Source organism: Microbacterium karelineae (genome assembly GCF_009745985.1).
Classification (GTDB): domain Bacteria; phylum Actinomycetota; class Actinomycetes; order Actinomycetales; family Microbacteriaceae; genus Microbacterium; species Microbacterium karelineae.
Genome location: NZ_WFIX01000175.1, coordinates 240868 through 264079, shown reverse-complemented (window position 1 = coordinate 264079; position 23212 = coordinate 240868). Strand labels below are relative to the sequence as shown.

At 70.8% G+C, this 23212-nt stretch carries 23 protein-coding genes and 1 pseudogene; 10 read left to right on the top strand and 14 right to left on the bottom strand.

Annotated features, from left to right (window positions below; genetic code table 11):
- The first annotated feature begins 15 nt into the window (after positions 1 to 15).
- Both GB932_RS04535 and GB932_RS04530 read left to right on the top strand, forming a co-directional pair.
- On the top strand, positions 16 to 1560 hold the full coding sequence (locus GB932_RS04535; protein WP_156759500.1) for an FAD-dependent oxidoreductase: 1545 nt from the start codon (positions 16 to 18) through the stop codon (positions 1558 to 1560).
- A gap of 5 nt (positions 1561 to 1565) precedes the next feature.
- Positions 1566 to 3644: a molybdopterin oxidoreductase family protein gene (locus GB932_RS04530; protein WP_156759794.1), complete on the top strand. Its 2079-nt coding sequence runs from the start codon at positions 1566 to 1568 to the stop codon at positions 3642 to 3644.
- Positions 3645 to 3665: 21 nt separating this feature from the next.
- Here GB932_RS04530 and GB932_RS04525 read toward each other — a convergent pair whose 3' ends face one another.
- The 10 genes from GB932_RS04525 to GB932_RS04480 all read right to left on the bottom strand — a co-directional run bounded on the left by GB932_RS04525 (position 3666) and on the right by GB932_RS04480 (position 13800).
- On the bottom strand, positions 3666 to 4067 hold the full coding sequence (locus GB932_RS04525) for a PIN domain-containing protein (protein WP_156759499.1): 402 nt from the start codon (positions 4065 to 4067) through the stop codon (positions 3666 to 3668).
- The gene (locus tag GB932_RS04520; protein WP_156759498.1) at positions 4052 to 4309 is read right to left on the bottom strand and encodes a type II toxin-antitoxin system Phd/YefM family antitoxin; all 258 of its coding nucleotides are present in this window, start codon (positions 4307 to 4309) and stop codon (positions 4052 to 4054) included. Before GB932_RS04520 ends, GB932_RS04525 begins: the two co-directional genes overlap by 16 nt.
- A 54-nt stretch (positions 4310 to 4363) precedes the next feature.
- Positions 4364 to 6781, bottom strand: coding sequence for a DEAD/DEAH box helicase (locus GB932_RS04515; RefSeq protein ID WP_156759497.1), 2418 nt, complete (start codon positions 6779 to 6781; stop codon positions 4364 to 4366).
- Between the two features lie 45 nt (positions 6782 to 6826).
- The gene (locus GB932_RS04510) at positions 6827 to 7846 is read right to left on the bottom strand and encodes a hypothetical protein (RefSeq protein ID WP_156759496.1); all 1020 of its coding nucleotides are present in this window, start codon (positions 7844 to 7846) and stop codon (positions 6827 to 6829) included.
- A gap of 62 nt (positions 7847 to 7908) precedes the next feature.
- Complete coding sequence (gene tatC / locus GB932_RS04505) at positions 7909 to 8736, bottom strand: twin-arginine translocase subunit TatC (RefSeq protein ID WP_156759495.1); 828 nt, start codon at positions 8734 to 8736, stop codon at positions 7909 to 7911.
- 6 nt (positions 8737 to 8742) lie between these two features.
- Positions 8743 to 9003, bottom strand: coding sequence for a twin-arginine translocase TatA/TatE family subunit (gene tatA / locus GB932_RS04500; RefSeq protein ID WP_156759494.1), 261 nt, complete (start codon positions 9001 to 9003; stop codon positions 8743 to 8745).
- Between the two features lie 32 nt (positions 9004 to 9035).
- A complete protein-coding gene (locus GB932_RS04495) occupies positions 9036 to 11024 on the bottom strand; it encodes a helix-turn-helix transcriptional regulator (protein ID WP_156759493.1) in 1989 nt (662 codons plus the stop codon).
- A gap of 41 nt (positions 11025 to 11065) precedes the next feature.
- Entirely contained in the window at positions 11066 to 12016 is a 951-nt protein-coding gene (locus GB932_RS04490) for an FKBP-type peptidyl-prolyl cis-trans isomerase (protein ID WP_156759492.1), read from the bottom strand.
- A 9-nt stretch (positions 12017 to 12025) separates the two neighbouring features.
- A complete protein-coding gene (locus GB932_RS04485) occupies positions 12026 to 13105 on the bottom strand; it encodes a tRNA (adenine-N1)-methyltransferase (protein WP_156759491.1) in 1080 nt (359 codons plus the stop codon).
- Positions 13102 to 13800 (bottom strand): HAD family hydrolase, encoded by a 699-nt coding sequence (locus tag GB932_RS04480; RefSeq protein WP_368732395.1) that lies wholly within the window; start codon positions 13798 to 13800, stop codon positions 13102 to 13104. The genes GB932_RS04485 and GB932_RS04480 overlap by 4 nt, the downstream gene beginning before the upstream one ends.
- Before the next feature lie 54 nt (positions 13801 to 13854).
- Here GB932_RS04480 and GB932_RS04475 point away from each other — a divergent pair, with 54 nt between their 5' ends.
- From GB932_RS04475 to GB932_RS04450, 6 genes and pseudogenes are all read left to right on the top strand, one after another.
- Positions 13855 to 14712, top strand: coding sequence for a PAC2 family protein (locus tag GB932_RS04475; protein WP_156759490.1), 858 nt, complete (start codon positions 13855 to 13857; stop codon positions 14710 to 14712).
- Positions 14713 to 14911: 199 nt separating this feature from the next.
- Positions 14912 to 15202, top strand: a pseudogene (locus GB932_RS20640) (integrase core domain-containing protein); the annotation flags it as partial.
- Complete coding sequence (locus GB932_RS04465) at positions 15112 to 15924, top strand: recombinase zinc ribbon domain-containing protein (protein ID WP_306769935.1); 813 nt, start codon at positions 15112 to 15114, stop codon at positions 15922 to 15924. The pseudogene GB932_RS20640 and the gene GB932_RS04465, both read left to right, overlap by 91 nt.
- A gap of 266 nt (positions 15925 to 16190) precedes the next feature.
- Positions 16191 to 16514, top strand: coding sequence for a hypothetical protein (locus GB932_RS04460; protein ID WP_156759488.1), 324 nt, complete (start codon positions 16191 to 16193; stop codon positions 16512 to 16514).
- Entirely contained in the window at positions 16511 to 16867 is a 357-nt protein-coding gene (locus tag GB932_RS04455; RefSeq protein ID WP_156759487.1) for a hypothetical protein, read from the top strand. Before GB932_RS04460 ends, GB932_RS04455 begins: the two co-directional genes overlap by 4 nt.
- A 46-nt stretch (positions 16868 to 16913) precedes the next feature.
- Positions 16914 to 17207 carry a hypothetical protein gene (locus GB932_RS04450; RefSeq protein ID WP_156759486.1) on the top strand — a complete coding sequence of 98 codons (294 nt, stop codon included), beginning with the start codon at positions 16914 to 16916 and terminating at the stop codon, positions 17205 to 17207.
- A gap of 313 nt (positions 17208 to 17520) precedes the next feature.
- Here the strand turns inward: GB932_RS04450 and GB932_RS04445 are convergent, their stop codons facing one another.
- The 4 genes from GB932_RS04445 to GB932_RS04430 form a co-directional block, all read right to left on the bottom strand.
- The gene (locus GB932_RS04445) at positions 17521 to 18363 is read right to left on the bottom strand and encodes an undecaprenyl-diphosphate phosphatase (RefSeq protein ID WP_156759485.1); all 843 of its coding nucleotides are present in this window, start codon (positions 18361 to 18363) and stop codon (positions 17521 to 17523) included.
- A 19-nt stretch (positions 18364 to 18382) separates the two neighbouring features.
- The gene (locus GB932_RS04440; RefSeq protein WP_156759484.1) at positions 18383 to 19678 is read right to left on the bottom strand and encodes a M20/M25/M40 family metallo-hydrolase; all 1296 of its coding nucleotides are present in this window, start codon (positions 19676 to 19678) and stop codon (positions 18383 to 18385) included.
- A gap of 88 nt (positions 19679 to 19766) precedes the next feature.
- The gene (locus GB932_RS04435; RefSeq protein ID WP_156759483.1) at positions 19767 to 20555 is read right to left on the bottom strand and encodes an ABC transporter permease; all 789 of its coding nucleotides are present in this window, start codon (positions 20553 to 20555) and stop codon (positions 19767 to 19769) included.
- Positions 20552 to 21286 (bottom strand): ABC transporter ATP-binding protein, encoded by a 735-nt coding sequence (locus tag GB932_RS04430; RefSeq protein WP_156759482.1) that lies wholly within the window; start codon positions 21284 to 21286, stop codon positions 20552 to 20554. Before GB932_RS04430 ends, GB932_RS04435 begins: the two co-directional genes overlap by 4 nt.
- A gap of 142 nt (positions 21287 to 21428) precedes the next feature.
- On the opposite strand from GB932_RS04430, the gene GB932_RS04425 reads away from it, so the two are divergent.
- The gene (locus GB932_RS04425; RefSeq protein ID WP_156759481.1) at positions 21429 to 22559 is read left to right on the top strand and encodes a sensor histidine kinase; all 1131 of its coding nucleotides are present in this window, start codon (positions 21429 to 21431) and stop codon (positions 22557 to 22559) included.
- Positions 22556 to 23212 (top strand): response regulator, encoded by a 657-nt coding sequence (locus tag GB932_RS04420; RefSeq protein WP_156759480.1) that lies wholly within the window; start codon positions 22556 to 22558, stop codon positions 23210 to 23212. The genes GB932_RS04425 and GB932_RS04420 overlap by 4 nt, the downstream gene beginning before the upstream one ends.

Sequence of the window (23212 nt, the reverse complement as noted above, 5' to 3'; positions counted from 1 at the left end):
ATGCAGAAGAGGACGTTGCCGACGAGCGTGGTGCTCGTCGGCTTCGGCCCTGTCGGCGTGCGGTTCGCGGAGGAGCTCCTCCCCGCCGTCGAGCAGGGCCGCATCGATCTGACGGTCGTCGGCGCGGAGAGCGAGGATCCATACAACCGGATCATGATCGCGGAGTACGCGGCGGGCGAGATCGCGCACGAGAATCTGCAGATCGCGGATCCGGCCGAGCTCGCCTCGCGCGGCGTGCGGGTGCTCACGGGTCGCAGCGCGACGCGGATCCACGCGGAGGATCGCGAGGTCGAGCTCGACGGCGGCGGGCGGATCGCCTACGACCGCCTCGTGCTCGCGACGGGCGCCGAGGCGAATGTGCCGACGCTCGACGGCCTCGAGCAGGCGGATCCGGCCGCGCCGGGCCTCGACGTCGCGCTCACCGACGGTGTCTGCGCGCTGCGCTCGCTCGCCGATGCCGAGCGTGTCAAGCGCGTCGTCGACGCCGGCGGACGCGTGGCCGTGCTCGGCGCGGGCGTACTCGGGCTCGAGCTCGCGCTGCTCCTCGCCGACGCGGGCGCCGTGCCCCAACTCGCGCACTTCGGCCCGATCCCGATGCCGCGCCAGCTCGACCGCGGCTCGGCCCGGGTCCTCGTCGATCAGCTCGGCCGCGCGGGCGTCACGGTCGTTCCGCACACCCGCGCCGAGGCGATCGTCACGCACGAGGTCGCCGGCCGCCGCACGTTCCGGGCGCTCGTCTCGGGCGACGGCAAGCGCATCGAGGCCGACCTGCTCGTGCTCTCGTGCGGTGTGCGGCCGCGCACCGCCCTCGCGGAGGACGCGGGGCTGCGCACGGGACGCGGCGTCCTCGTCGACAACCGGCTGCGCTCGTGGTCGGATCCGCAGATCCACGCGATCGGCGACGTCGCGCACGTCGCCGATCCCGCCGCGCACCTCCACGACCGTGAGGTGCCGGGCGGCGCGAGCGGGCTCGTCGGGCCGGGCTGGCGGCAGGCCGAATGGCTCGCGCGGTCGATGATCGCCGAGCTCGACGACCGCGCCGAGAACGACTACGCGGAGGACGTGCCGGGCGTCGTGCTCATGAAGGCGTCGCAGGTCGACCTCGTCGCGGCGGGCGCGATCCCGGCGGATCCGTTCGCCCCCGTCCCACACGGCGAGACCGCACCCGAGGTGGCGATGTGGGCGGATCCGCAGCACGGCACGTATGTCGCGATGGCGACGACCGACGGCGTGCTCGACGGCTTCGTATCAGTCGGCATGCCGCGCACAGCGGCCGAGCTCAGCGTGCTCTACCAGCGCCGCGGCGAGCTGCCGAGCGACCGCTCGCTGCTGCTGCGTCTCGACGCGGTCGGCGAGCAGGCTGCCCCGGCCGGCGGACGCGACCAGACCGTGTGCATGTGCAATGCCGTGACGGCCGGCGCCATCGAGGACGCCGCGCGCGAGCACGAGTGCACGACGGTCGAGGATGTCGGCCGCTGCACCCGGGCGGGCACGGGGTGCGGCGGGTGCCGCGCCCGCATCGCCGAGATGCTCGCCGACATGCAGGAGCAGCCCGCATGACGGCTGTGGCCCCCGCAGCCGACACGCACTGCCCGTACTGCGCTCTGCAGTGCGCGATGACGCTGACGCCCACGGCCGGCGAACCGGCGCCGGTCACCGTGTCGGGGCGCGAGTTCCCCACCAATCGCGGCGGCCTGTGCAAGAAGGGGTGGACATCGGCCGAGCTGCTCGCGCGCGGTGACCGGATCACGGCGCCCCTCGTGCGGCAGGACGACGGATCCTTCGTCGAGGCGAGCTGGGACGAGGTGCTCGACCGGATCGCGCGCGAGGTCGCGCGGATCGGCCGCGAGAGCGGCGCGGACGCCGTGGGCGTGTTCGGCGGCGGCGGGCTCACGAATGAGAAGGCCTATCAGCTGGGCAAGTTCGCACGCATCGCCCTGCGCACGAGCCGCATCGACTACAACGGCCGCTTCTGCATGTCGTCGGCCGCCGCGGCCGCGAACCGCGCCTTCGGCCTCGACCGCGGGCTGCCGTTCCCCCTCACCGACCTCGACACGGCCGATGCCGTGCTCGTGATGGGCTCGAACATGGGCGACACGATGCCGCCGTTCGTGCAGCATCTGCAGGGCGCCCGCGCCCGCGGCGGCCTGATCGTCGTGGATCCGCGCCGCTCGACGACGGCACGGCTCACCGCGGATGGCGCGGGGACCCACGTGCAGCCCGCCCCCGGAACCGACATGGCCCTGCTGCTCGGCGTGTGCCACGTCGTCATCGCCGACGAACTGTACGACCGCGACTACGTAGATGCCCGCACGACGGGATTCGACGCCGTGCGTCGCTCCGTCTCCGCCTGGTGGCCGGAGCGCACGGAGCAGGTGACGGGCGTGCCCGCGGGTGTCGTCCGCGACATCGCGCACCGGCTCGCGGGCGCTCGCTCGGCGTACGTCCTCACGGGCCGCGGCGTCGAGCAGCACGCCGACGGCACCGACACGGCGACCGCCGCCATCAACCTCGCGCTCCTCCTCGGCCTCGTCGGCCGCGAGGGCTCGGGGTACGGCACCCTCACGGGGCAGGGCAACGGCCAGGGCGGCCGCGAGCACGGGCAGAAGAGCGACCAGCTCCCCGGCTACCGCAAGATCACGGATCCCGCCGCGCGGGCCCACGTCGCCCGCGTGTGGGGCGTGGATCCCGAATCGATCCCCGGCCCCGGGATCCCCGCCGTGCAGCTCCTCGCCTCGTGCGGCGTCGAGGGAGGTGTGCGGGCGCTGCTCGTGCACGGATCCAACGTCGTCGTCTCGGCGCCCGACGTCTCGCAGGTGCGCGCGGCGCTCGGCCGGCTCGACCTGCTCGTGGTGAGCGACTTCTTCCTCTCCGAGACGGCGCAGCTCGCCGACATCGTGCTGCCCGTCCTGCAGTGGGCCGAGGAGGAGGGAACGATGACGAACCTCGAGGGCCGCGTCATCCGGCGGCGCAGGGCCGTCGACCCGCCGCCCGGCGCGCGCAGCGAGCTGTGGATCATGCGCGAGCTCGCGGCGCGCCTCGACGCGCCCGGCGCGTGGTCGCTCGATCCGGCCGAGGTGTTCGACGAGCTCGCGCACGCGAGCGCGGGCGGCCTGAGCGACTACTCCGGCCTCTCCCACGCGCTCCTCGACACCGGGATCGCGGCGCACTGGCCGTACCCGCAGGGTTCGTCGGGTACGCCGCGGGTGTTCCTCGACCGCTTCGCTCACGACGACGGGCGCGCGCGCTTCGTCTCGGTCCGGCCGCGCCGCCCCGAGACGCCGCACGGCTCGGAGCTGAGCCTCGTGACGGGGCGGATCCTCGAGCACTATCAGTCGGGCACCCAGACGCGCCGCGTCGCCGAGCTGAACGACCCGAACCCGCGGCTCGTCGCCCAGATGCATCCCGTCACGGCGCGCGACCGCGGCATCGCCGACGGCTCCCGCGTGCGGATGTCGAATCATCGAGGAGCCCTCGAGGCCGATGTCCGGCTCTGCCCCGACATCCGCCCCGACACGGTGTTCCTGCCGTTCCATTACGCCGGCCCCGAGAGCGCGAATCTGCTGACGAGCGCGGCGACCGACCCCCACAGCGCGATGCCCGAGTTCAAGAACGCCGTCGTCACGGTCGAGGCGGTCGCGTGAGGAGAACGAGCGCCCATCCGCTCAGTCGAGCGTGCGCACACCGGGGAGGTCTCCGAAACGAGCCTTCGCGTCGGCGCTGAACAGCGCGCGCCCGGTCTCCACCGCGTGCGACGCGATGACGAGGTCGTGAGCCCCACGCGGCCGCCCCGATCGGCGCACGTGCGCCAGCAGGATCGCGTGATGATCGGACGTGCGCGCCGTGTAGTCGAGCACGTCGACGCCGTCCAGGATCGCCGTCACGCGCTCCTCTCGACGACGAGCGGTCGCCTCGTCGGGGGCGAGTTCGACGCCGAGCAGCAGCTCGGCGCGCGTGACGGCCGCGATCGCGATCTCGTCATCGTCGCGCAGCCGCTCGTACGCGTCGGATGCGCCGCGCTCGATCGCGATCAGGACGTTCGTATCGACGATCAGTCGTCGTCCCACGGATCCGTCGCCTCGTTCGTCAGCAGGCTCGTCGCCTCGGCGATGCCGGCCGCCATCGCGTCGTCGAAGACCGGCTCTCCGGGCAGCCGAGAACGCAGTGCGGCCAGCGTATGACGCTCGATCGGGCGCAGCTCGGCGACAGCCCGGCCACCGCGCACGATGGTCACCACATCGCCGTGCTCAACCGCGCTGAGAAGCTCGGAGAAGCCTCTCGATGCAGACGTGGCGGTGATCGTTCTCATGAGATCAGATTATCTGATTCTCGACGCGAGGTCGAGGGTGCGACGCGAATCCCCTCACACCCCCGTGTAGGCGACGATGCCGCGCCGGACGGCGTCGAGCGCGCGGCGGGACGTGCGGGCGAGCTCGCCGTCGGCCGTGAGCGAGATCTGGTCGAGCAGGTCGATCGTCTGCTTCGCCCACCGCACGAAGTCACCCGCCGCCATCTCGGCCGAGCCGAGCACGCGGTCGAGCAGCTGACCACGCGCCCACATGTGCATCGCCTGCGCGAGGCCCGGCGCAAGCGGCGACGTGCCGGGCAGCCTGTGGTCCTGCTCGAGGTCGTCGAGCTCGGACCACAGGCGCTCGGTGCGGTCGAGGGCCTCGCGGAAGTTCCCGCGCGGCAGCGCGAAGTCGCCGTTCTGCTCGCCGCGCCGCGGCTCATAGACGAGGGTGCAGGCGAGGGCCGCGAGCGATGCGGGATCCAGCGACTCCCACAGCTTCAGGCGCAGCGCCTCGGCGACGAGCAGGTCGCGGTCGCCGTAGATCCGCTTCATCGTGCGCCCGCTGTCGGTGAGCGCGGCCTGGTCGCCGTCGACCCGCACATAGTCGAGCTCGGCGAGCACGTCGACGATGCGATCGAACTGCCGCGCGACCGTGCCCGTGCGGGATTCGATCTGCCGCCGCTGCTTGTCGGTCTGCCGCTTCAGGGAGTGGTACCGCTCGCCCCACCGCGCGTGCTGCTCGCGCTCGCCGCACCGGTGGCAGTCGTGCCGTTGCAGGCTCTTCTTCAGCCCCGCCATCTTCTGGCGGCGCTGCTCCTGCCGCGCCTTCGAGGCGGTGTGGTCCTTGCGCGCCTTCTTCTCGAGGTCGCTCAGTTCGCGGCGGATCCCTGCGTACTCGGCGAAGTCGCCGAGGTGGCACTGCATCGCCTCGAGGTACCCTTCGAGCGATTCCTCCGCGCGCCTGACCTCGCGCGCGATGCCGACGACGGCGCGGTCGGCCTGGAACTGCGCGAATGACGACTCGAGGATCTCGCGCGCCGTGCGCCGCCCGAACTGGTCGATGAGGTTCACCGCCATGTTGTAGGTCGGGCGGAACGACGAGTTCAGGGGATAGGTGCGGCGCGACGCGAGCGATGCGACGGCGTGCGGATCCAGACCGTCGGTCCAGTGCACGACCGCGTGCCCCTCGACGTCGATGCCACGTCGGCCCGCGCGGCCCGTCAGCTGCGTGTACTCCCCCGACGTGATCGGCACGCGGGCCTCGCCGTTGAACTTCTCGAGCTTCTCGAGCACGACGGTGCGCGCCGGCATGTTGATGCCGAGCGCGAGCGTCTCCGTCGCGAAGACGACCTTGACGAGCTTGCGCTGAAACAGCTCCTCGACGACCTCCTTGAACGCCGGGAGCATGCCGGCGTGGTGCGCCGCGATGCCCCGCTCGAGGTCGTCGGCCCACTCGTAGAAGCCGAGCACGCCGAGGTCCTCGTCCTGCAGTGCCGCGGTGCGCTGCCGCACGATCTCACGGATCCGCACGCGCTCGTCGCGATCCGTCAGGCGGATCCCCGCGCGCCGCACCTGGATGACGGCCTGATCGCAGCCGACGCGGCTGAAGATGAAGAAGATCGCGGGCAGCAGGTGCTGGCGCTCGAGCAGCTCGATGGCGTGCGCTCGGTCGAGCCGGCCTCCGCCGCGCGGCGGCCCCTGTGGCCTGCCCCGCCCGCGGCCGCGGCGCGATCCCCCGCCGCCCGTCGGAAGCCCGCGCCCGAGGCGCAGCAGCTCGCGGTTCACCTCGGCGGCGGCCTCCCCCGTGCGCTCGTCGAACAGCGGCAGCAGGTCGCCGCGGGCGAGCACGTGCTGCTCGAGAGGCACGGGGCGCGTCTCGGAGACGATCACCTGGGTGTCGCCACGCACGGTGCCGAGCCAGTCGCCGAACTCCTCGGCGTTCGACACCGTCGCCGACAGCGACACGAGCCGCACCGACGGCGGGAGGTGGATGATGACCTCCTCCCACACGGCGCCGCGGAACCGGTCGGCGAGGTAGTGCACCTCGTCCATGATCACGTAGCGCAGGCCGTCGAGCGCCGACGATCCGGCGTAGATCATGTTGCGCAGGACCTCCGTCGTCATGACGACGACGCGAGCGTGCGCGTTGATGTTCGTATCGCCCGTGAGCAGGCCGACCTCGTCCGCCCCATAGACCTCCTGCAGCTCGCGGAACTTCTGGTTCGACAGGGCCTTCATGGGCGTCGTGTAGAACGCCTTCTCACCCGCCGAGCGCATCGCGAGGTGGATCGCGAACTCTCCGACGATCGTCTTTCCCGCGCCCGTCGGCGCGGCGACGAGCACGCTCGAGCCGTCTTCGAGGGCGCGGCATCCCGCGACCTGGAAGGGATCGAGCTCGAAGCGCTGCGCGGCGGAGAATTCGGCGGTGACGGGATGAGCGCTGGTCTCTCGCGCCTCGGCGTACCGTTCGGCGGGCGTGGCGGAGGTCATGAGTCCATCCCACCACCTCGCGGGCGCCTGGCGCGACGCCGCGCGCTATTCCACCGGCGAATACGCCGAGTGCCCCGCGAAGACCTCGACCGTGGCGCCGCGGGGCAGGATGCCCGGGATCTCCTCCGCGTAGTCGATGGATGCCTGCGCGGGCACGTCGCGGACGGTGTCCGGCCGAACCGCGATCATCTGACCGTCGCCGTTCCGGATGACGAGCGCCGCGTCGATATCGGCGATCGCGGGGGCCGTGCTCGTGAGCGTTCCCGTGACCCGGGTGACGTCGTCCGCGGTCGCGGTCGTCACGTCTGCGATCGTATACGTCCCGACGTCGGCGGCCACCGCCGTCCGCGCATCGGCGCGGGCGTGGTAGCCCGCGATGGCGATGACCGTCTCCGCGGCGTCGTCGGGGATCTCCCGTTCGCGGAATGTCGCGACGGCGACGGAGCGCTGCCCGGGCGTCAGCGAGACGATGCCCCGCTCGGTGGCCGCGAGCTCCCCCGACGCGTCGTAGACGTCGACATCCACCCACACGTCGTAGTAGACGAGCTCGTCGTCGATCCCCTCGAGGACGGCGCCCACGGCGATCTCGTCGGCGTGGTCCGTGTTCCCCTCGAGCGCCCACGCGCCCGCGTCGACGAGCTCGGCGACGCCCTCGCCCTCGAACGCGGGAAGCCCGTCGACGTCGCCCGGAAACGCGCGGGGCTCGCCGACCGTCGCCGTCTGAGGGGCAGCGGATCCATGCACGAGATAGGCGGCGAGGCCGGCCGCCGCGATGACGACGACGATCACGACGGCGTCCGCGATGATCGCGAGGATCGCGCCCCGGCGGCGCCGCTGCAGGATCGCGACGACGAGGCCGGCGGCGGCGATGGCCCCGGGGCCGAGCGCCAGCACGGGAGCGATCGCGATCACGATGATGACCGCGAACTCCCCGAAGACGAAAAACGGCCCCGCGAACGCGACGACGAGCGCGCAGACGGCGACGAGGGCGAGCACGAGGGCGGCCCGCGCCCACGGCGCGCGTGGGTGTTCGGGTCCGGCCGGCGAAGAGGGATCAGCGGGCATAGGAACCGAGCCTACGGCGTGACCGGCTCCGCGCCCTCCGGCACCGGGCGGTGTCGCACGGATCAGCTGTACTCGACGAACAGCTCGGGGTGGCGCTTCTTCTTGCGCCAGTCGAACAGCAGGCACACGCAGGCCGCGAGCATGTAGAGCACGAACATGATCGCCGAGACGATGAAGAACGTGACCATGTCGGCCGGGGGCGAGGCGAACATGCCGAACACGAGACACAGGAGGATCACCCATCGCCAGGCGCGCACGACCTGCTTGCCGCGCACGATGTCAGCGAGGTTCAGGGCGACGACGAAGACGGGCGTGACGAAGCCGATGCCCACGATCGTCAAGGTGCGGAAGACGAAGGCGTAGTACTCGGTCGCCGTGAAGATCTGCCCGACCTGATCGATGTCGTCGGGGAAGAACGACGCCATGATCGTGATGATGTTGGGCAGCAGGAAGATCGCGAGCGTGACGCCCCCGAAGAACAGAGGGATCGCGGCGCACATGAAGCCGAACGCGTACCAGAACTCGCGCCGCGTCAGGCCGGGCGTGACGAATCGCCAGATCTGCCACAGCCAGACGGGTGCCGAGAGCACGAGGCCCGCGACGAACGAGATCCGCAGGCGCATGTCGAATGGGCCCGTGACCGTCGTGAACGTGAGCTTCGTGAACTCCTCGTCGCCGAGGTTCTCGGCGACCCGCGAGATCGGATAGGTGAGCGCCTCGATGATCCAGTCGGTGAGGAACGCCGCGACGATCATGCCGGCGGCGAGGCCGATGACGGCGTAGACGAGGCGCCGGCGCAGCTCGCGCAGATGCCCCGCGAGGGTCATCCGACGCTCGCGCGGCAGGCCGCGGCCGCCCCGTGCTCCCTCGTGCGTGAGGGGATCAGCCACGGCCGACTACGGCGTGGTGGTGTCGGAAGACGAGCCGTCGTTCGGCCGAGGCGCGGGCGCCGACCGGTCGCCGGTCGCGTCCGGGCCCGAGTCGGCCTCGCTCTCCGCCTTGCCCTCGTCCTTCATCTGCTTCATCTCACCCTTGAACGCGCGGGCGGACTGGCCCATGCTCTTGGCGAGCGCGGGCAGGCGGGACGCACCGAAGATGAGCAGGATGATCACGAGGATCAGCAGGATCTGCCAGACACCGGCATTTCCGAAAGGCATACGGACTCCATCCTGGGGCGGAAGCTGTCGGTTCAGTGTAACGCCGACGCGTGCAGTTTCTCTCCCGCCTCGGCCCATGCTCTTGCGGCATCACGCGCGGCGGCGGGTGCGACGACCTCGAGGTCGCCTCCCGACCGGGCCGCCAGGCGGCGGAGGATGCCGATGTCGGCGACGGGGATCCGCGCGAACATCTGTCCGCCGCCCTCCGACAGCTCGGCGTGTTCGAGGAACTCCGCGAGAAGCGGCTGCAGGCGTGAGGGGAACCGCAGCGTCGCCACGACGTCGTCCTCCCCCGGCACGAACAGCTCGGGGCGCATCTCCCCCGCGTGATCGGCCGGCTCGCTCGTGACGTGGAGATCGCTCATGCGCTCGAGGTGGAACGTGCGTGTCGCCTCGCGCAGGTGGCACCACCCCTGCAGGTACCACTCGCCGCTCGTGAGCAGCAGGCCGGACGGATCGACCGTGCGTGTCGTCTGCTCGCCGTCGGGGCGGCGGTAGGAGAAGCGCACGGCACGCCGATCGCGCACGGCGCGCGACAGCGCGGAGCGCAGCCCGTCGACGGGCGAATCGACCGCGACGGCGTCGATCGCGCCTCCTCCAGCGCCGCGAGCGAGCTTCCGCCGGAGCGCGTCGATCGCGTCCGCGTCCGCCGCCCCCGGTGCGGCGGCGATGAGCTGGAGGCCCGCGATGAGCGCTGCCGCCTCGCGCGTCGTGAACCGCTGCACGCGCTCGATCCCGACCACACGGGTCAGGCGCACGACGTCGCGCTCGTCGAGCGCCTCCCAGTCGAGGTCGAACATCTCGCCCGTGTAGAAACCTCCGGCGGGCGCGCCGACGAGCGACAGCGTCGACAGCATGCCGCGCAGCTCCGCGGTCGAGACGTCGAACTCGCGCGCCGCCTCCTCGACGGGCACCTCGCCGCGCTCGAGCAGCCACGGCACGAGGGTGAGGATCGCGCGCACCCGCTCGGACGACACGATGGGCGGCTTCCGGCGCGCCTTCACGGGCACGGCGGTCTCCGCGGCGTCGGGGTCCGCGGGGCGCGAATGCCGGAGGCGGACGGCGCGCAGCCGCTCGATGACGATGTCTCGCAGCTCCGGCGGCGCGACGACGCGCGCGTCCGGACCGTAGGAGGCGATCTCGTCGGCGAGGACGTACGCGTCGACATAGGGCACGACCACTCCCTGCGAAGCCGCGCCGGGGATCGCGCGGCGTCCGAGTCGGAGATCGGCCTCGGATCCGGGCGAGACCTCGATGTGCGCGCGCTGCGCCGCGGCGACGGCGCGCAGACCGCCGAGCGCGGCGTCGGGCGCACCCGCGCTCTCGGCGGGGTCGAAGCGCGCCCCCGTCGCCTGCACCTCGGAGACCACGCGGCTCAGCAGGAAGGTCCGCGGCTCGCCGACGCCCTCGTCTCGTCCGTACAGGTGCCAGCGTCCCTCGAACTGCACCAGGGCGAGGGGCCGGACGCGGCGGTTCCTGACGCGCTGGGATCCCGGGCGCAGGTAGTCGAAGCGCACCTCGGCGCCGCGCTCGATCGCCGCCTGCAGGGGCGCGAACGACGCGTCGCGGGCGCTGAGCCGCGGGGTGAAGCCGAGGATAGGCTCGTCGACATCGATCCCGAGCGCGCGGATCTTCCGCAGGCCCGCTCGGGCCTCGTGCGACATGGTCGCCTCGCTCCACGCCTCCGCGGCGAGGCTCAGGATCGCGAGCTCGGCCGGTGTGAACTCGAGGTCGTCCGGGAGGCTGTTGTCGTCACGCGGGATCCGGTACCGCGCGCCGCGCATATCGCTCGGATTGTCGCTGTCGCCGATCACCTCGATCCGCGTGCCGAGCTCGGCGAGCGTCCCCTTGTCGCGCTCGAACATGCGCTCGAGTGCGAGGACGTCTGCGCCCTGCCGGACGCGCTCGACATACCCCGTGACGGAGTCGAAGATCTGCGCGCGCGCGAGCCCCACCTCGGTGCCCAGGAGGGCGACCGTGAGGTTCATGAGCCGCTCTTCCGCGGGGATCCGCTGTGCCACGCCGCAATCCTACGGCGACGGGCGTCGGAACGGCGCGAGGATCAGCCGGCCGACACGGATCCCAGCACGTCGATCACGGAGACCGTCGCGTCGCCGTCCGCGCCGGGCACGACGGTGAGGACCTGCGAGCCGATCGTCGCGCCGTCCAGCGCGTCGGCGAAGCCCTCGGGGAGTTCGGCGATCGTCGCGGTGGCGGGCTGGCCGCTCTGCCACGTCGACGTCGAGACCGATCGCGTCGACCAGGAGACGGTCGTGTACTGCACCGTGACGGCGTCGCCCTCGGTGATCGCGGGGCCGTCTCCCGCGAGGAGCGTCTGCGTCGTCGGCTCCGTCGGCGCGTCGCCGTCAGGGATGATCACGCCGGGCTCGCCGCCCGGCGCGCGCACGACGCTCGGCAGGCCGAAGCCGTCGTTGTACACGGGGCTGCCGTCGGCGGCCGCAGGCAGGACCCGCTGCAGGTCGACGACGGCGACCATGTTCGCCGGGTCGATCTCGAGTCCGTATTGCGCGGCGAACTGCGCGATCTGCTGCGCGTACGACTCGGCGATGCCGTCGGCGCCGAGAGACGCGACGACGCGCGAGCCCTCCGTCGCGCACTGCAGCGCATCCTCGAGGCCGGGAAGCTGGGTGTAGACGTTCGTCAGGCCGATCACCTGGGTCTGATCGCCCGCGTACGCGGTGATGGGAACCTCGGTGCCGGTGACGCCGTCGAACAGGGTCGCATCGAAGACCACGCCCTGGTTCGCGGAGGAGATGACGGGGCCGTCGCCCGTGATCGCGTCGGCGTGCTCCGTGCCGTCGGCGACGAACGACCGCGGCATCTCGACGGTCGGCGCCGCGCCGAGCTCTCCGGACACCTCCACGGCGCTCATCACGGGGTCGGTCACCGCCTCGCGGCCGCACTGCTCCGCGGTCTGCGGAGCGGACGAGCATCCCGCGAGGGCGAGGGCGGTCAGGCCCAGAACACTGGCTACGGCTGTCGTCTTGCGCACCGGGTCAGTTTAGGGCATCTCGTCCGGTCGAACGCCGACCGCGGGGTCCCCGGGGCGCGCCTCGCCCTCCCCGCCATCCGCGGAGGCCGCGTTCGGCGAGTCGTCGGCGCGGAGCGCGGCGGCGTGTCGCGCGCCGTGCGCGGCCTTCTCGGCCTCGCGGATGCGCTTGCGCAGGTTCTTGTCGGTGATCTCGCGGTCGCCGACGGATCCCGGGGTCCAGATCTCCTCGTCCTCGTCGCCGTAGCTGCGCTTCGACGCGCGGCGCTTGACCTCGGGCGGGACGGATCCGGGCGCGAGCTTCCGCGCCGTGAGGAGGAAGCCGGTGTGGGCGACCATGCGGTGGTCGGGGCGCACCGCGAGCCCGTCGACGTGCCAGCCGCGCACCATCGTCTCTGAGGCCTCGGGCTCGGTGAAGTCCCCCATCCCGCGCAGGAACTCCGCGATGCGGCTCAGCTGCGTCGCGGTCGCGACGTAGCAGAGCACGACGCCGCCCGGAGCGAGCGCGTCGCTGACGGCCGGGAGCACCTCCCATGGCGCGAGCATGTCGAGCACGACACGGTCGACGGATCCGTCTTCGACGTCGCGCGGGAGCGCCTCCGCGAGGTCGCCGAAGTGGATCGCCCACTGCGCGGGGATCTCGCCGAAGAACGTCTCGACGTTGGCGCGGGCGACCTCGGCGAACTCCTCGCGCCGCTCGAACGACAGCAGCCGCCCGTTCTCGCCGACGGCGCGCAGGAGCGACATCGACAGGGCGCCCGATCCGACGCCCGCCTCGACGACGACCGCGCCGGGGAAGATGTCGGCCTGCGTGACGATCTGCGCGGCGTCCTTCGGGTACACGATCGCCGCACCGCGCGGCATCGACATGACGAAGTCGCGCAGCAGCGGTCGCAGGGCGAGGTACTCGTGCCCGCCGCTGTTGGCCACGACGGACCCGTCGGGCTGCCCCTCGAGCTGTGCGTGGGCGAGCACACCGAGGTGCGTGTGCAGCTCGCCGTCCTCGCGCAGCGTGATCGTGTGCAGCTTCCCCTTCGGGCCCGTCAGCTGCACGCGGTCGCCGTACCGAAACGGCCCGCGCAGGGCGTTCACGCGCGGTCCCCCGCGAGCTCGGCGCGGTGCGCGCGCCACACGGCGGCGAGATCCTCGACGGTGCGGCCCTCGAGGGTCGGCCAGAGCTCGCGCGCGCCGAGGTCGGCGAGGCCGACCATGTGGGGCACGCCGATCGCCGACGCGCCCGACGCGACGGCGGCGCGCAGGCCCGTCGGCGAGTCCTCGATCGCGACGCAGTCGCGGATGTCGACGCCGAGAGCGCGTGCGCCGGCGAGGTACGGATCCGGGTGCGGCTTCGGGCGCTCGACGTCGTCGCCGCCGAGGATCGCGTCGAACGCGTCGAACTCGATGAGACCGGCGATCTGCTCCGCCATGCGGCGCCGCGACATCGTCACGATCGCCGTCTTCACGCCGGCCTCGCGCAGCCCGCGCAGCAGCTCGCGCGCGCCCGGCCGGAAGGGGACGCCCTTCTCGACGAGCTGCGCCTGGACACGATCCGTCAGGTGCTCGACGAGCTCCGTCACGCCCATGTCGACGCCGGCCGCCTGCAGGATCCGCGCCGAGCCCTCGAGGTCGTTTCCGACGAGCTGGAGCGCGTCCTCGTGCGTCCAGGTGCCGCCGTAGCTCTCGACGAGCGGCCCCTCGGCGGCGATCCAGTACGGTTCGGTGTCGACGAGCGTGCCGTCCATGTCCCAGAGCACGGCCCGGGGCCACGCGGTGTCGGTGAAAGTCACCGCATAAGCCTATGAGGTCTAGCCTGGTGGGACACCCGATCAGGAGGGAGCCCGGTGGACGACAGCACCCAGCAGGCGCTCGGCCCGCGTGTCGCGGTCGCCGCGTTCGACGGATGGAACGACGCCGGCGAGGCGGCGTCGCAGGCCGTGGGCGTGCTGCGCGACGCGCAGCCGAGCATCGAGATCGTGTCCGTGGACCCGGAGCTGTTCTTCGATTATCAGTACACGCGACCGACGCTCCGCCTCGACGGCGAGGGTCGGCGCGCGCTCGACTGGCCCGAGGCGACGCTCCACCGACCGATGGATCCCCGCGGATTCTGGACGCTCCGGGGCGTCGAGCCGGCGCGTGCCTGGCGCAGCTTCACCGCCGAGTTCATCGACGCGCTGCTCGCGGAGGACGTCACGGGGCTCGTGACGGTCGGGGCGATGATGAGCGATGTGCCGCATACGCGCCCGATCGCGGTGCACGCGACGAGCGAGAACGAGCTGCTGCGCAACCAGCTCGAGATCGACCGCAGCCGATACGAGGGGCCCACGGGCATCCTCGGCGTCCTGACCGACGCCGCGGAGACGGCCGGGATCCCGACCGTCGCGCTGTGGGCGAGCGTGCCCCACTACGTGGCCGGCGCATCCCCCTCGCCGAAGGCGACGCTCGCGCTCCTCGAACGACTCGGCGAGATGACGGCGCGCGAGATCGAGCTCGGCTCGCTGCCGACCGAGGCGGCCACCTGGGAGGCCACGGTCGACGCGGCCGCCGCCGACGACGACGAGATGTCCGACTACATCCGCCAGCTGGAGGAGGCCCGCGACACGTGGGACTCGCCCGAGGCGTCCGGCGATGCGATCGCGCAGGCGTTCGAGAAGTACCTGCGCGGCGACGGCCCCGGAAAGGGCCGCCCGCCGCGCGGCTGACGTGCTCTAGGTGTGATGTCCGGGGACGTTGTTTCCCGACACGGGGCTGAGTCCTCCAACGGGTCGCGTCGTCGCGTTGCGCTGGCGGCTCTGCCTCGGACCGGCGCAGATCGCCGGACGCCCGGGGTTGTCGCCGTCGACGGTTCATGCCGTTCTCGCCCGCTGCGGTGTCAATCGCCTCTCCCGTATCGAGCGGGCGCAGTCCGACAACGGCTCCGCCTACAGGTCGTTCGCCTGGCGCGATGCCTGCGCTCGGCTCGACATCGCACACAAACGGACGCGCCCGTACCGGCCGCAAACGAACGGGAAGATCGAGCGATTCCATCGCACCCTCGCGGACGGTTGGGCGTATGCGAGGTTCTACTCGTCAGAGACCGAGCGGCGCGACGAGCTGCCGCGCTGGTTGCACTTCTACGATTATCATCGGCACCACTCCGCGGTCAGCGGTCCACCCAACAGCAGACTCAACAACCTGCCTGGACACCGCACCTGGACAGTGGGTTCGCGGCGGGCATCATCCGCTACGGCGACCAGTCGAAGATCGGCATCCACGAACCCGTCATCACCGAATCGGAATGGGCCGCGTACCAGGAAGCGCGGGAGCGACGCCGGGTCTACCGTCGCACCGAGCGTTCCGACTACATCCTTTCCGGCCTCGTCTGGTGTCACTGCGGAAGCAAGATGCATGGCAACACGTCCGGATCGAACATGGTGAAGCGATACCGCTGCAAGGGCGGGGAGGAGAAGGGACGGCACGTCGGTGGCTACGTCGACGAATCGCACCTCGACCAGGAGATGCTCAAGTGGCTGCGACAGTATGCAGAGCGCGTCAACGCAGCCGCTGCGGCGGCGCTCGCGACCCAGCCGGGGACACGGCCCGCGGATCCGTCGAAGCCGATCCTCAAGCGTCTCGCCGAGGTGGCGCGCAGGCAGGAAGCGCTCGCCGAGTCGATGCTCGACACTCGGATCCCGCTCAAAACGTACGAGCGTCTGCGCGACCGCTACGCCGAGGAGGAAGCTGAGCTGAGTGCGCGGCTCCGCGAGGCGCAAGTGCGTGAAGCGCGGCCTGTCGAGGTCCCGAACGCGATCATGGACGAGTGGGATGCGATCGAACCTCACGAGAAGCGCGAGTTCGTGCGATCCCTCGTGACGCGCATCGAAGTGACTCCCGGACGGCAGCGAGGGCTTGCACACATCATGCCGAGGGATTAGGCCCTACTCACAAGCGTCACGAGCACCCAGCCGCTCACGACATCGGCTGCCCTGGATCGCGCCGGTTCGGCGACGACGTGTAGGCCATGGTTGTCCTCGATCTGCGCGCCCGATACGGCCCACGCCGCGAACGCCCTGCGATTCTCGTCCGACACCTCGTCGAGGCGCTTGGCCTGATGTGAAAGCTCTCGCAAGCGCTTGTCCCCCAAAGAGGCGACAGACACGCGTCGCGCGGATCGATAGCGTGAACGGCGTACACAGATCACATGCTGTCCCGCGCGGCCGACAGCGATGCAACCGAGGAAGAAATGTCAGCACAAGCCATCACGATCGACTCGATCCGAACGTCGCGTGAGGGTGCCAATCCCCGGTCGCTCGTCGTCAAGGTCATGCTGTCGGCACTCGTCGCACTGGCGATGGTGCTCGGCGGCACACAGATCGCGTCCGCGGCCCCGGCTGCGGCAGTGACTGACCCGAACGTCGGCACCATCTCCGTCGATGGCGTCGAGCGCTCGTTCGAGGTCGTCGAGACATCCACGGGCGGACAAGGCATCACATTCTCACTCGCCGAGGGGATTCGATCGACGTGAGCGAGGATGGTCAGCACGTCACGATCACCGATGGGTCAGGCTCAGAGCTGATGTCCTTCGATTCACCCACACTGGCGACCAAGGATGGCTCGCACAACAAGGCCGCCGAGTTCGTTGTCGTCGACAATACGCTCCAGGTGCAGGCCCAGGAGAGCACGACGGATTCCGATTCGACGTTCATGGCGATGACGAGCTGCTTCGAGGAGTGGCTTGCGAACTTCGTACTCGCATTCGGGTCCGAAGCACTGGTCTGCCTGCCGGTCGGCTTGGCGAATCCGGTGGCCGGTGCCGTCTGCGCCCTCGCGATGATGGGGATCACCGGTGCCATCGACACCAGCGGAGTCTGCAGGTGACGTCCTGAGTCGGATGATAGGAGGTACGCGCGTGACGAAGCAAAGAATGACGCCGCTGGAGCGAATCAACGATCCGAACGCTGTGCTGAACCTGTTCATCCTGTTTGAAGTCGCAATGTTCGTCGGGGCTGTGCTCGGCGCGTTCATCAGGTCGCTCGTCACAGACCAGGGGCTCGTCGATTCCTTCATGTACCAGATGCTGTGGATCTGGCTCCCGGTCGCGGCGCTCATCGCGATCACCGGAATCGTGATGTTCCGTCGAGCCGAGCGTGTGACCACCGGCTCACATCCGTCGTCGTCGCCGGGCGATGGTGCACAGGACACAGGTCCTGAGCGATAACGAGGGCCCCCGTGGCAGACCACGGCGGGCTCTAACGGTGGTCGCAACACCCCGTGTTTCGGGAGGTTGCGACCACCGTGTCATTTTCAGCGGAGAAGGAAGAGCGCCGGGCAGAGGTCCTGGCGTTGCTGGTGTCGTTGGGCAGTGTGACGCTCGCGGCGCGCGAGTTGGGGGTGAACCGGAACACCGCGAATAGCTGGGCGCGGAAGACCCAGCTGCCGCGCTGGTTGCGCTTCTACGATTATCATCGGCACCACTCCGCGGTCAGCGGTCCACCTATCAGCAGACTCAACAACCTGCCTGGACACCGCAGCTAGGCGGTGCCGAACGGCGTCAGAACCTCCATTGCGAGGAGGATCATGATCGTCGCTCCGAGCAGGATGCGATAGATCACGAAGGGCATGAACGTGCCCGTCTTCAGGTATCGCATGAGGTAGGCGACCACGACCCAGCCGACGAGGAACGCGACGATCGTGGCGATGATCGTGCCGCTCCAGCCATAGGGTCCGACATCGCCTTCCTCGAGGCCGTGCTTCAGCTCGTACAGCCCCGAGCCGAAGACCGCGGGGATCGCCATGAGGAACGAGAACTCGGCCGCCGTGGTGCGCTGGTAGCCGAGCGCGCGGGCGGCCGTCGTCGTCGCGCCGGAGCGCGACACGCCCGGGACGAGGGCGAGCGCCTGGGCGACGCCGATCGAGATGCCGTGCGGGTAGGTGACGTCGCTCATCTCGCGGCGGCGCGCCCCCCAGCGGTCGGCGACGCCGAGGATGATGCCGAACACGATGAGCACGACGGCGACGAGCCAGAGGTTCCGGAACACGTCGCGGATGTAGTCCTGCAGTGTGAAGCCGAGGATGCCGATCGGGATCGACGCGACGATGACGAGCCACCCCATGCGGGCGTCCGGATCGTTTCGCGGCACCTTCCCGACGAGCGAGAGCGCCCACCGTTTGATGATCGTGACGATCTTCGCCCAGAAGTAGACGAGGACCGCGAGCTCGGTGCCGATCTGGGAGATGGCCGTGAACGTCGCCCCTGGATCCGCCGCGGAGGGCAGGAACTCCCCGACGACGCGGATGTGCGCGCTCGACGAGATCGGGAGGAACTCGGTCAGCCCCTGGACGAGGCCGAGGACGATCGCCTCGATGATGTGCATTCGTGTGCTTTCTGAGAGGTCAGTAGGTGCGGATGAGGTCCGTGAGGACGCGCTGGCCGAACGTGAGCGCGTCGAGCGGGACCCTCTCGTCGACGCCGTGGAACATGCCGGTGAAGTCGAGGTCGCGCGGGAGCTTGAGGGGCGCGAAGCCGTACCCGGTGATGCCGATCGTCGCGAGCGACTTGTTGTCGGTGCCGGCGCCCAGCAGGTACGGCAGGACGGGAACGCCCGGATCGTGGCGGTCCAGCGCGCCGACCATCGCCTCGACGAGGGATCCCTCGAAGGGCACCTCGAGGCCGATGTCGCGGTGGAACGTCTCGATCTCGATGTCGTCTCCGACGATCTCGCGGATCTCGGCGAGCACGCGATCCTCCGTGCCGGGCAGCACGCGCACGTCGACCGTCGCGGTCGCGGCATCCGGGATCACGTTGTGCTTGTACCCTGCTTCGAGGCCCGTCGGGTTCGTGGTCGTGCGCCAGGTCGAGGCGAGGAAAGCCTCGGCGGGCCCGGCCGCGCGCGCGATGCGGTCCGGGTCGTCGCTGTCGTCACCGCAGATCGCGCGCATCCCGTCGAGGAGTGAACGCGTCGTCTCGGTCAGCTCGACCGGCCAGGTCGCGGATCCGAGCGCCTCGACCGCGCGGGCGAGTCGCGTGACGGCGTTGTCGGGGTGCACGCGGCTGCCGTGTCCCGCCCGTCCGCGGGCGCGCAGGGTGAGCCACATGAGGGCCTTCTCGCCGACCTGCAGCAGATACGCCGACTTCTCGCCGACGGGGATCGAGTAGCCGCCGACCTCGCTGATCGCCTCGGTCGCGCCGGCGAACCACTCCGGCCGGTCGCGCACGACGAGCGCGGATCCCTCGACGCCGCCGTTCTCCTCGTCGGCGAAGAACGCGAGGATGAGGTCGCGCTCGGGCTTCTCCCCCGCCCGCAGCAGCTCGGCGACGGCCGTGAGGATCATGGCGTCCATGTTCTTCATGTCGACGGCGCCGCGGCCCCACAGCAGCCCGTCGCGGATCTCGCCCGCGAACGGATCCACCGACCAGTCGTGAGCGACGGCGGGCACGACGTCGAGGTGCCCGTGCAGCACGAGCGCCGGCTTGTCTCTGTTGCGCCCCTCGACTCGGGCGACGACGTTCGTGCGCCGCTCGATCGGCTCGTAGAACTGGGGGGCGAGTCCCAGCCCGCTCAGGAAGTCGCCGACGTACTCGGCGGCCTCGCGCTCGCCCTTCGCATTGCCGCCGCCGTAGTTGGTGGTGTCGATGCGGATGAGGTCGCGCGCGACGCGGACGACCTCGGGCAGCTGCGAATCAGACATGCGCTTCACGCTACCTGTTCGGCCCGACACGCCCCCGAGTGCGGGGCGACGTGTCGGGCCGAGGGCGCCTCGGCGGGCCGCGCGGACGTCAGCGACGCCAGCGGAACAGGCGCACACCGCACACGGCGCCGATGACGGCAGCCGCGGTGAGCGCAACGATCGTATGCGCCGGCGGCGCGACACCGAGCCACGTGAGCTGCAGCGCCATGACGCCTGCACCGAAGGGGGTCCACTCGCCGAGCGTCTGCACCGGATCCGGGAGCGCCTCGGCGCCGCCGAACATCCCCCCAAGGGCGCCGAGCAGGAAGAACGCGACGAGGCCGATCGCGACGGAGGCGTTCGCGCTGGGCGCGATCGCGGCGACGATCATCCCGAGCCCGTACATGGCCGCGCACACGAGAAGCAGCACACCGATCGCGGCGAGCACGTCGACGGGCCCGCGGATCCCGAAGACGAGGAAGGCGATCGCGAGTGCGATCCCGACTCCGAGGGCCGTCTGCGCGAAGGAGGTGATCACCTGCGCGCCGAGCACCATGACGGGGCGGGCAGGTGTGGCGGATAGGCGCTTGAGGAGCCCCTCTCTGCGATAGGTCGCGAGGAACGACGGCATGTTGACGACGCCGACGAGGGCGATCACCATGACGAGCATCAGCGGCAGCACGACCATCTCGAGAACGGCGCGTCCGCCCGCGTCGGGAAGCACCTCGTCGCTCGACGAGATCCCCTGCGCGACGAGGAAGAGGCTCGGCATGCCGATCGGGACGATGAGGCCGGCGGTGTCGCGCACGACCGATCTCATCTCGGCCGCGGTGAGCTGGCCCCAGGCGCGCAGCCCCGGCGCCTTCGGACGCGGGATGTCGTAGCCGGTCGCGTTCATGATCGTGCTTCCGTCTCGGCCGGTTCGGACGTCAGCGCGAGGAAGGCACGTTCGAGATCGTCTTCCCCCGCTCGGCGGCGCACCGCGTCGGATGGCCCTTCCACGATGATCCGCCCTCTGTCGAGGATGACCAGTCGCCCGCAGAGCCGCTCGACCTCGTCGAGCGAGTGGCTGACGAGGAGGATGGTGACGCCGTCGGCCTGGAGGCCTTCGATGACCTCCCAGATGCCGCGGCGCCCATCCGGGTCGAGGCCGGTCGTGAGCTCGTCGAGGATGACGACGCGCGGGCGGCCGACGAGCGCCACTCCGATCGACAGCCTCTGCCGCTGGCCGCCTGATAGGTCCTGTGTGCGCTTGCGCCGCGCCTCGTTCAGTCCGAGTCGCGCGATGAGCGCGTCCGGGTCCTCCCCGTCGCGATGGAAGGAGCGGTGCAGCCGCATGTTCTCGGCGACCGTGAGCGAGTAGTGCAGGAGCGCGTCCTGCAGCTGCACGCCGAGGATGCTCCGGACACGGGCACGGTCGCGCACAGGATCGAGTCCCAGAACCCGCACCTCACCGGCATCCGCTCGGCGGAGCCCGGCGATCGTCTCGACGAGCGTCGTCTTGCCGGCGCCGTTGCGCCCGAGGATGCCGAGGGTCTCACCATCCCGCACGCTGAGGTCGATGCCATCGAGCGCGACGTGTCCGCGGTAGCTTCGGCTGAGGCCTCTCACCGTGATCGCGTTCGCCATGTCGTCCCCCTGTCGCTCGAGATCGTCGTCATGCGTCCGACGCTACGGACGGAGCGCGCGCGAAGGACGTGGCAGTCGTCACCTCTTCGACCCGTGACTTCCGGCACGGGTGGGCAGGGATCCCTCCCGATACCGTGGAGGGGTGCGTCGCATCGACTCGGGTCTCGTTCTGGTCGGGCTCATCGCGCTGCTGTGCGCCGTCCTGACCGTGCCGTACTTCGTCCTGCAGGCCGAAGGGCACGACGTCGCACTGGGCCCGGTCTGGCTCTGGCCGACGGTGTTCGCCGCGTTTCTCCTCGCGTTCGTCGCGGCGACGATCCTCGTGGATCATCGGCCGCGCGCCATCGCCGTCGTCGTCTTCTGCGTGCAGCAGGCGCTCGCGATCGCGAGCGTGCTCCTGCTGCAGGGGTCGATGGGATTCACCGCCGTCATCCTCGTGTTCGGCGCCGCGCTGAGCTGCTACGTGCTACCGCTGTGGGGCACGGCGATCGTCGTCGCGGCCAACGTGGTCGCGATCTACGAGCACGCGGCGCCGCAGTCGATCGCCGATCAGGTGGTGGGCGCCGGGTTCTATCTGGCGATCCAGGTCGTCTCCGTGCTGACCGTGCGGATCTGGCGCGCCCAGGAGCGATCGCGGAGCCGGCTCGCCGAGGCGCACGTCGAGCTGTCGGCGACCAGCGCGCTTCTCGAGCGCTCCGCCCGTGCCGAGGAGCGTCTGCGCATCTCTCGCGACCTGCACGACGTCCTCGGGCACCAGCTCACGGCTCTCGCCCTCGAGCTCGAGATCGCGTCGCACCGCGCGGCGGATCCCGCGCTCGCGCACGTCGAGCGGGCGCGAGGGATCGCGAAGGACCTCCTGTCCGACGTGCGCCGGACCGTGTCGTCGGTGCGCGACGACGACGGCTCGCTCGACGCGGTGCTCGCGCGCGTCGTGTCCGGCATCCCCCGCCCCGAGGTCCTGCTGTCGGTCGCACCCGGGCTGTCGGTCGACGGCGAGCGTGCGACCGCTCTCGTCAGGGCGACCCAGGAGGTGCTCACGAACACGATCCGTCACGCGCCGGCGGCGGAGAATCTGACGATCGACGTGTCACGGGATGCCGTCACCGGACGCATCGTGCTCGACGCGCATGACGACGGGGTCGCGCCGAGGGACGTCCGTCCCGGCAATGGTCTCACCGGCATCCGCGAACGCGTCGAGGCGCTCGGCGGACGCCTGGAGCTCGAGCGGCACCCGGGTGGCGGACTCCGCGTGCGTGCGGAGGTGCCCGCGTGAGCAGCCTGCGCGTCGTCGTCGTCGACGACCAGACGCTGGTCCGACAGGGGATCCGCGGGCTGCTCGAGGTGAGCGACGACGTCGCCGTCGTCGGCGAGGCGACGGATGGCGCCGAGGCGCTCGAGGCCGTCGAACGCCTGCATCCCGACGTCGTGCTGCTCGACCTGCGCATGCCGCGCATGGATGGCATCGGCGCGCTCGAGGAACTCGCTCGTCGCGGCTCGGACGTGCCAGTGCTCGTGCTGACGACGTTCGATGACGCGGAGCTCGTCCTCGGTGCGTTGCACGCCGGCGCCCGCGGCTACCTCCTCAAGGACGTCACGCTCGACCAGCTCGTGCGCGCGATCCGCACGGTCGCCTCCGGCGGGACGATGCTGCAGCCGGCGCTCACCGAGCGGCTGCTGCGCGCGGCGGCGCGGACGGGGCCTGAGCCGGCCGAGCCTGCGACGCCCATCGAGGATCTCACGGCGCGGGAGCAGGACGTGCTGCACCTCGTCGCGGGCGGGTACAGCAATCGCGAGATCGCGCACATGCTCCACCTCGCGGATGGCACGGTCAAGAATCACGTCTCCGCGATCCTCATGAAGTTGGCGGCACGCGACCGCACGCAGGCCGTGCTGCGGGCGCTCCACGCGGGCGTCCTGCGTCCCTGA

What these genes read in the sequence shown, in the direction of transcription:
- GB932_RS04520 (WP_156759498.1), bottom strand. Translation starts at nt 4,309, where the DNA reads ATGAGAACGATCACCGCCACGTCTGCATCGAGAGGCTTCTCCGAGCTT.
- GB932_RS04515 (WP_156759497.1), bottom strand. Translation starts at nt 6,781, where the DNA reads ATGACCTCCGCCACGCCCGCCGAACGGTACGCCGAGGCGCGAGAGACC.
- GB932_RS04510 (WP_156759496.1), bottom strand. Translation starts at nt 7,846, where the DNA reads ATGCCCGCTGATCCCTCTTCGCCGGCCGGACCCGAACACCCACGCGCG.
- tatA (WP_156759494.1), bottom strand. Translation starts at nt 9,003, where the DNA reads ATGCCTTTCGGAAATGCCGGTGTCTGGCAGATCCTGCTGATCCTCGTG.
- GB932_RS04460 (WP_156759488.1), top strand. Translation starts at nt 16,191, where the DNA reads ATGCTGTCCCGCGCGGCCGACAGCGATGCAACCGAGGAAGAAATGTCA.
- GB932_RS04450 (WP_156759486.1), top strand. Translation starts at nt 16,914, where the DNA reads ATGACGCCGCTGGAGCGAATCAACGATCCGAACGCTGTGCTGAACCTG.
- GB932_RS04445 (WP_156759485.1), bottom strand. Translation starts at nt 18,363, where the DNA reads ATGCACATCATCGAGGCGATCGTCCTCGGCCTCGTCCAGGGGCTGACC.
- GB932_RS04440 (WP_156759484.1), bottom strand. Translation starts at nt 19,678, where the DNA reads ATGTCTGATTCGCAGCTGCCCGAGGTCGTCCGCGTCGCGCGCGACCTC.
- GB932_RS04435 (WP_156759483.1), bottom strand. Translation starts at nt 20,555, where the DNA reads ATGAACGCGACCGGCTACGACATCCCGCGTCCGAAGGCGCCGGGGCTG.
- GB932_RS04430 (WP_156759482.1), bottom strand. Translation starts at nt 21,286, where the DNA reads ATGGCGAACGCGATCACGGTGAGAGGCCTCAGCCGAAGCTACCGCGGA.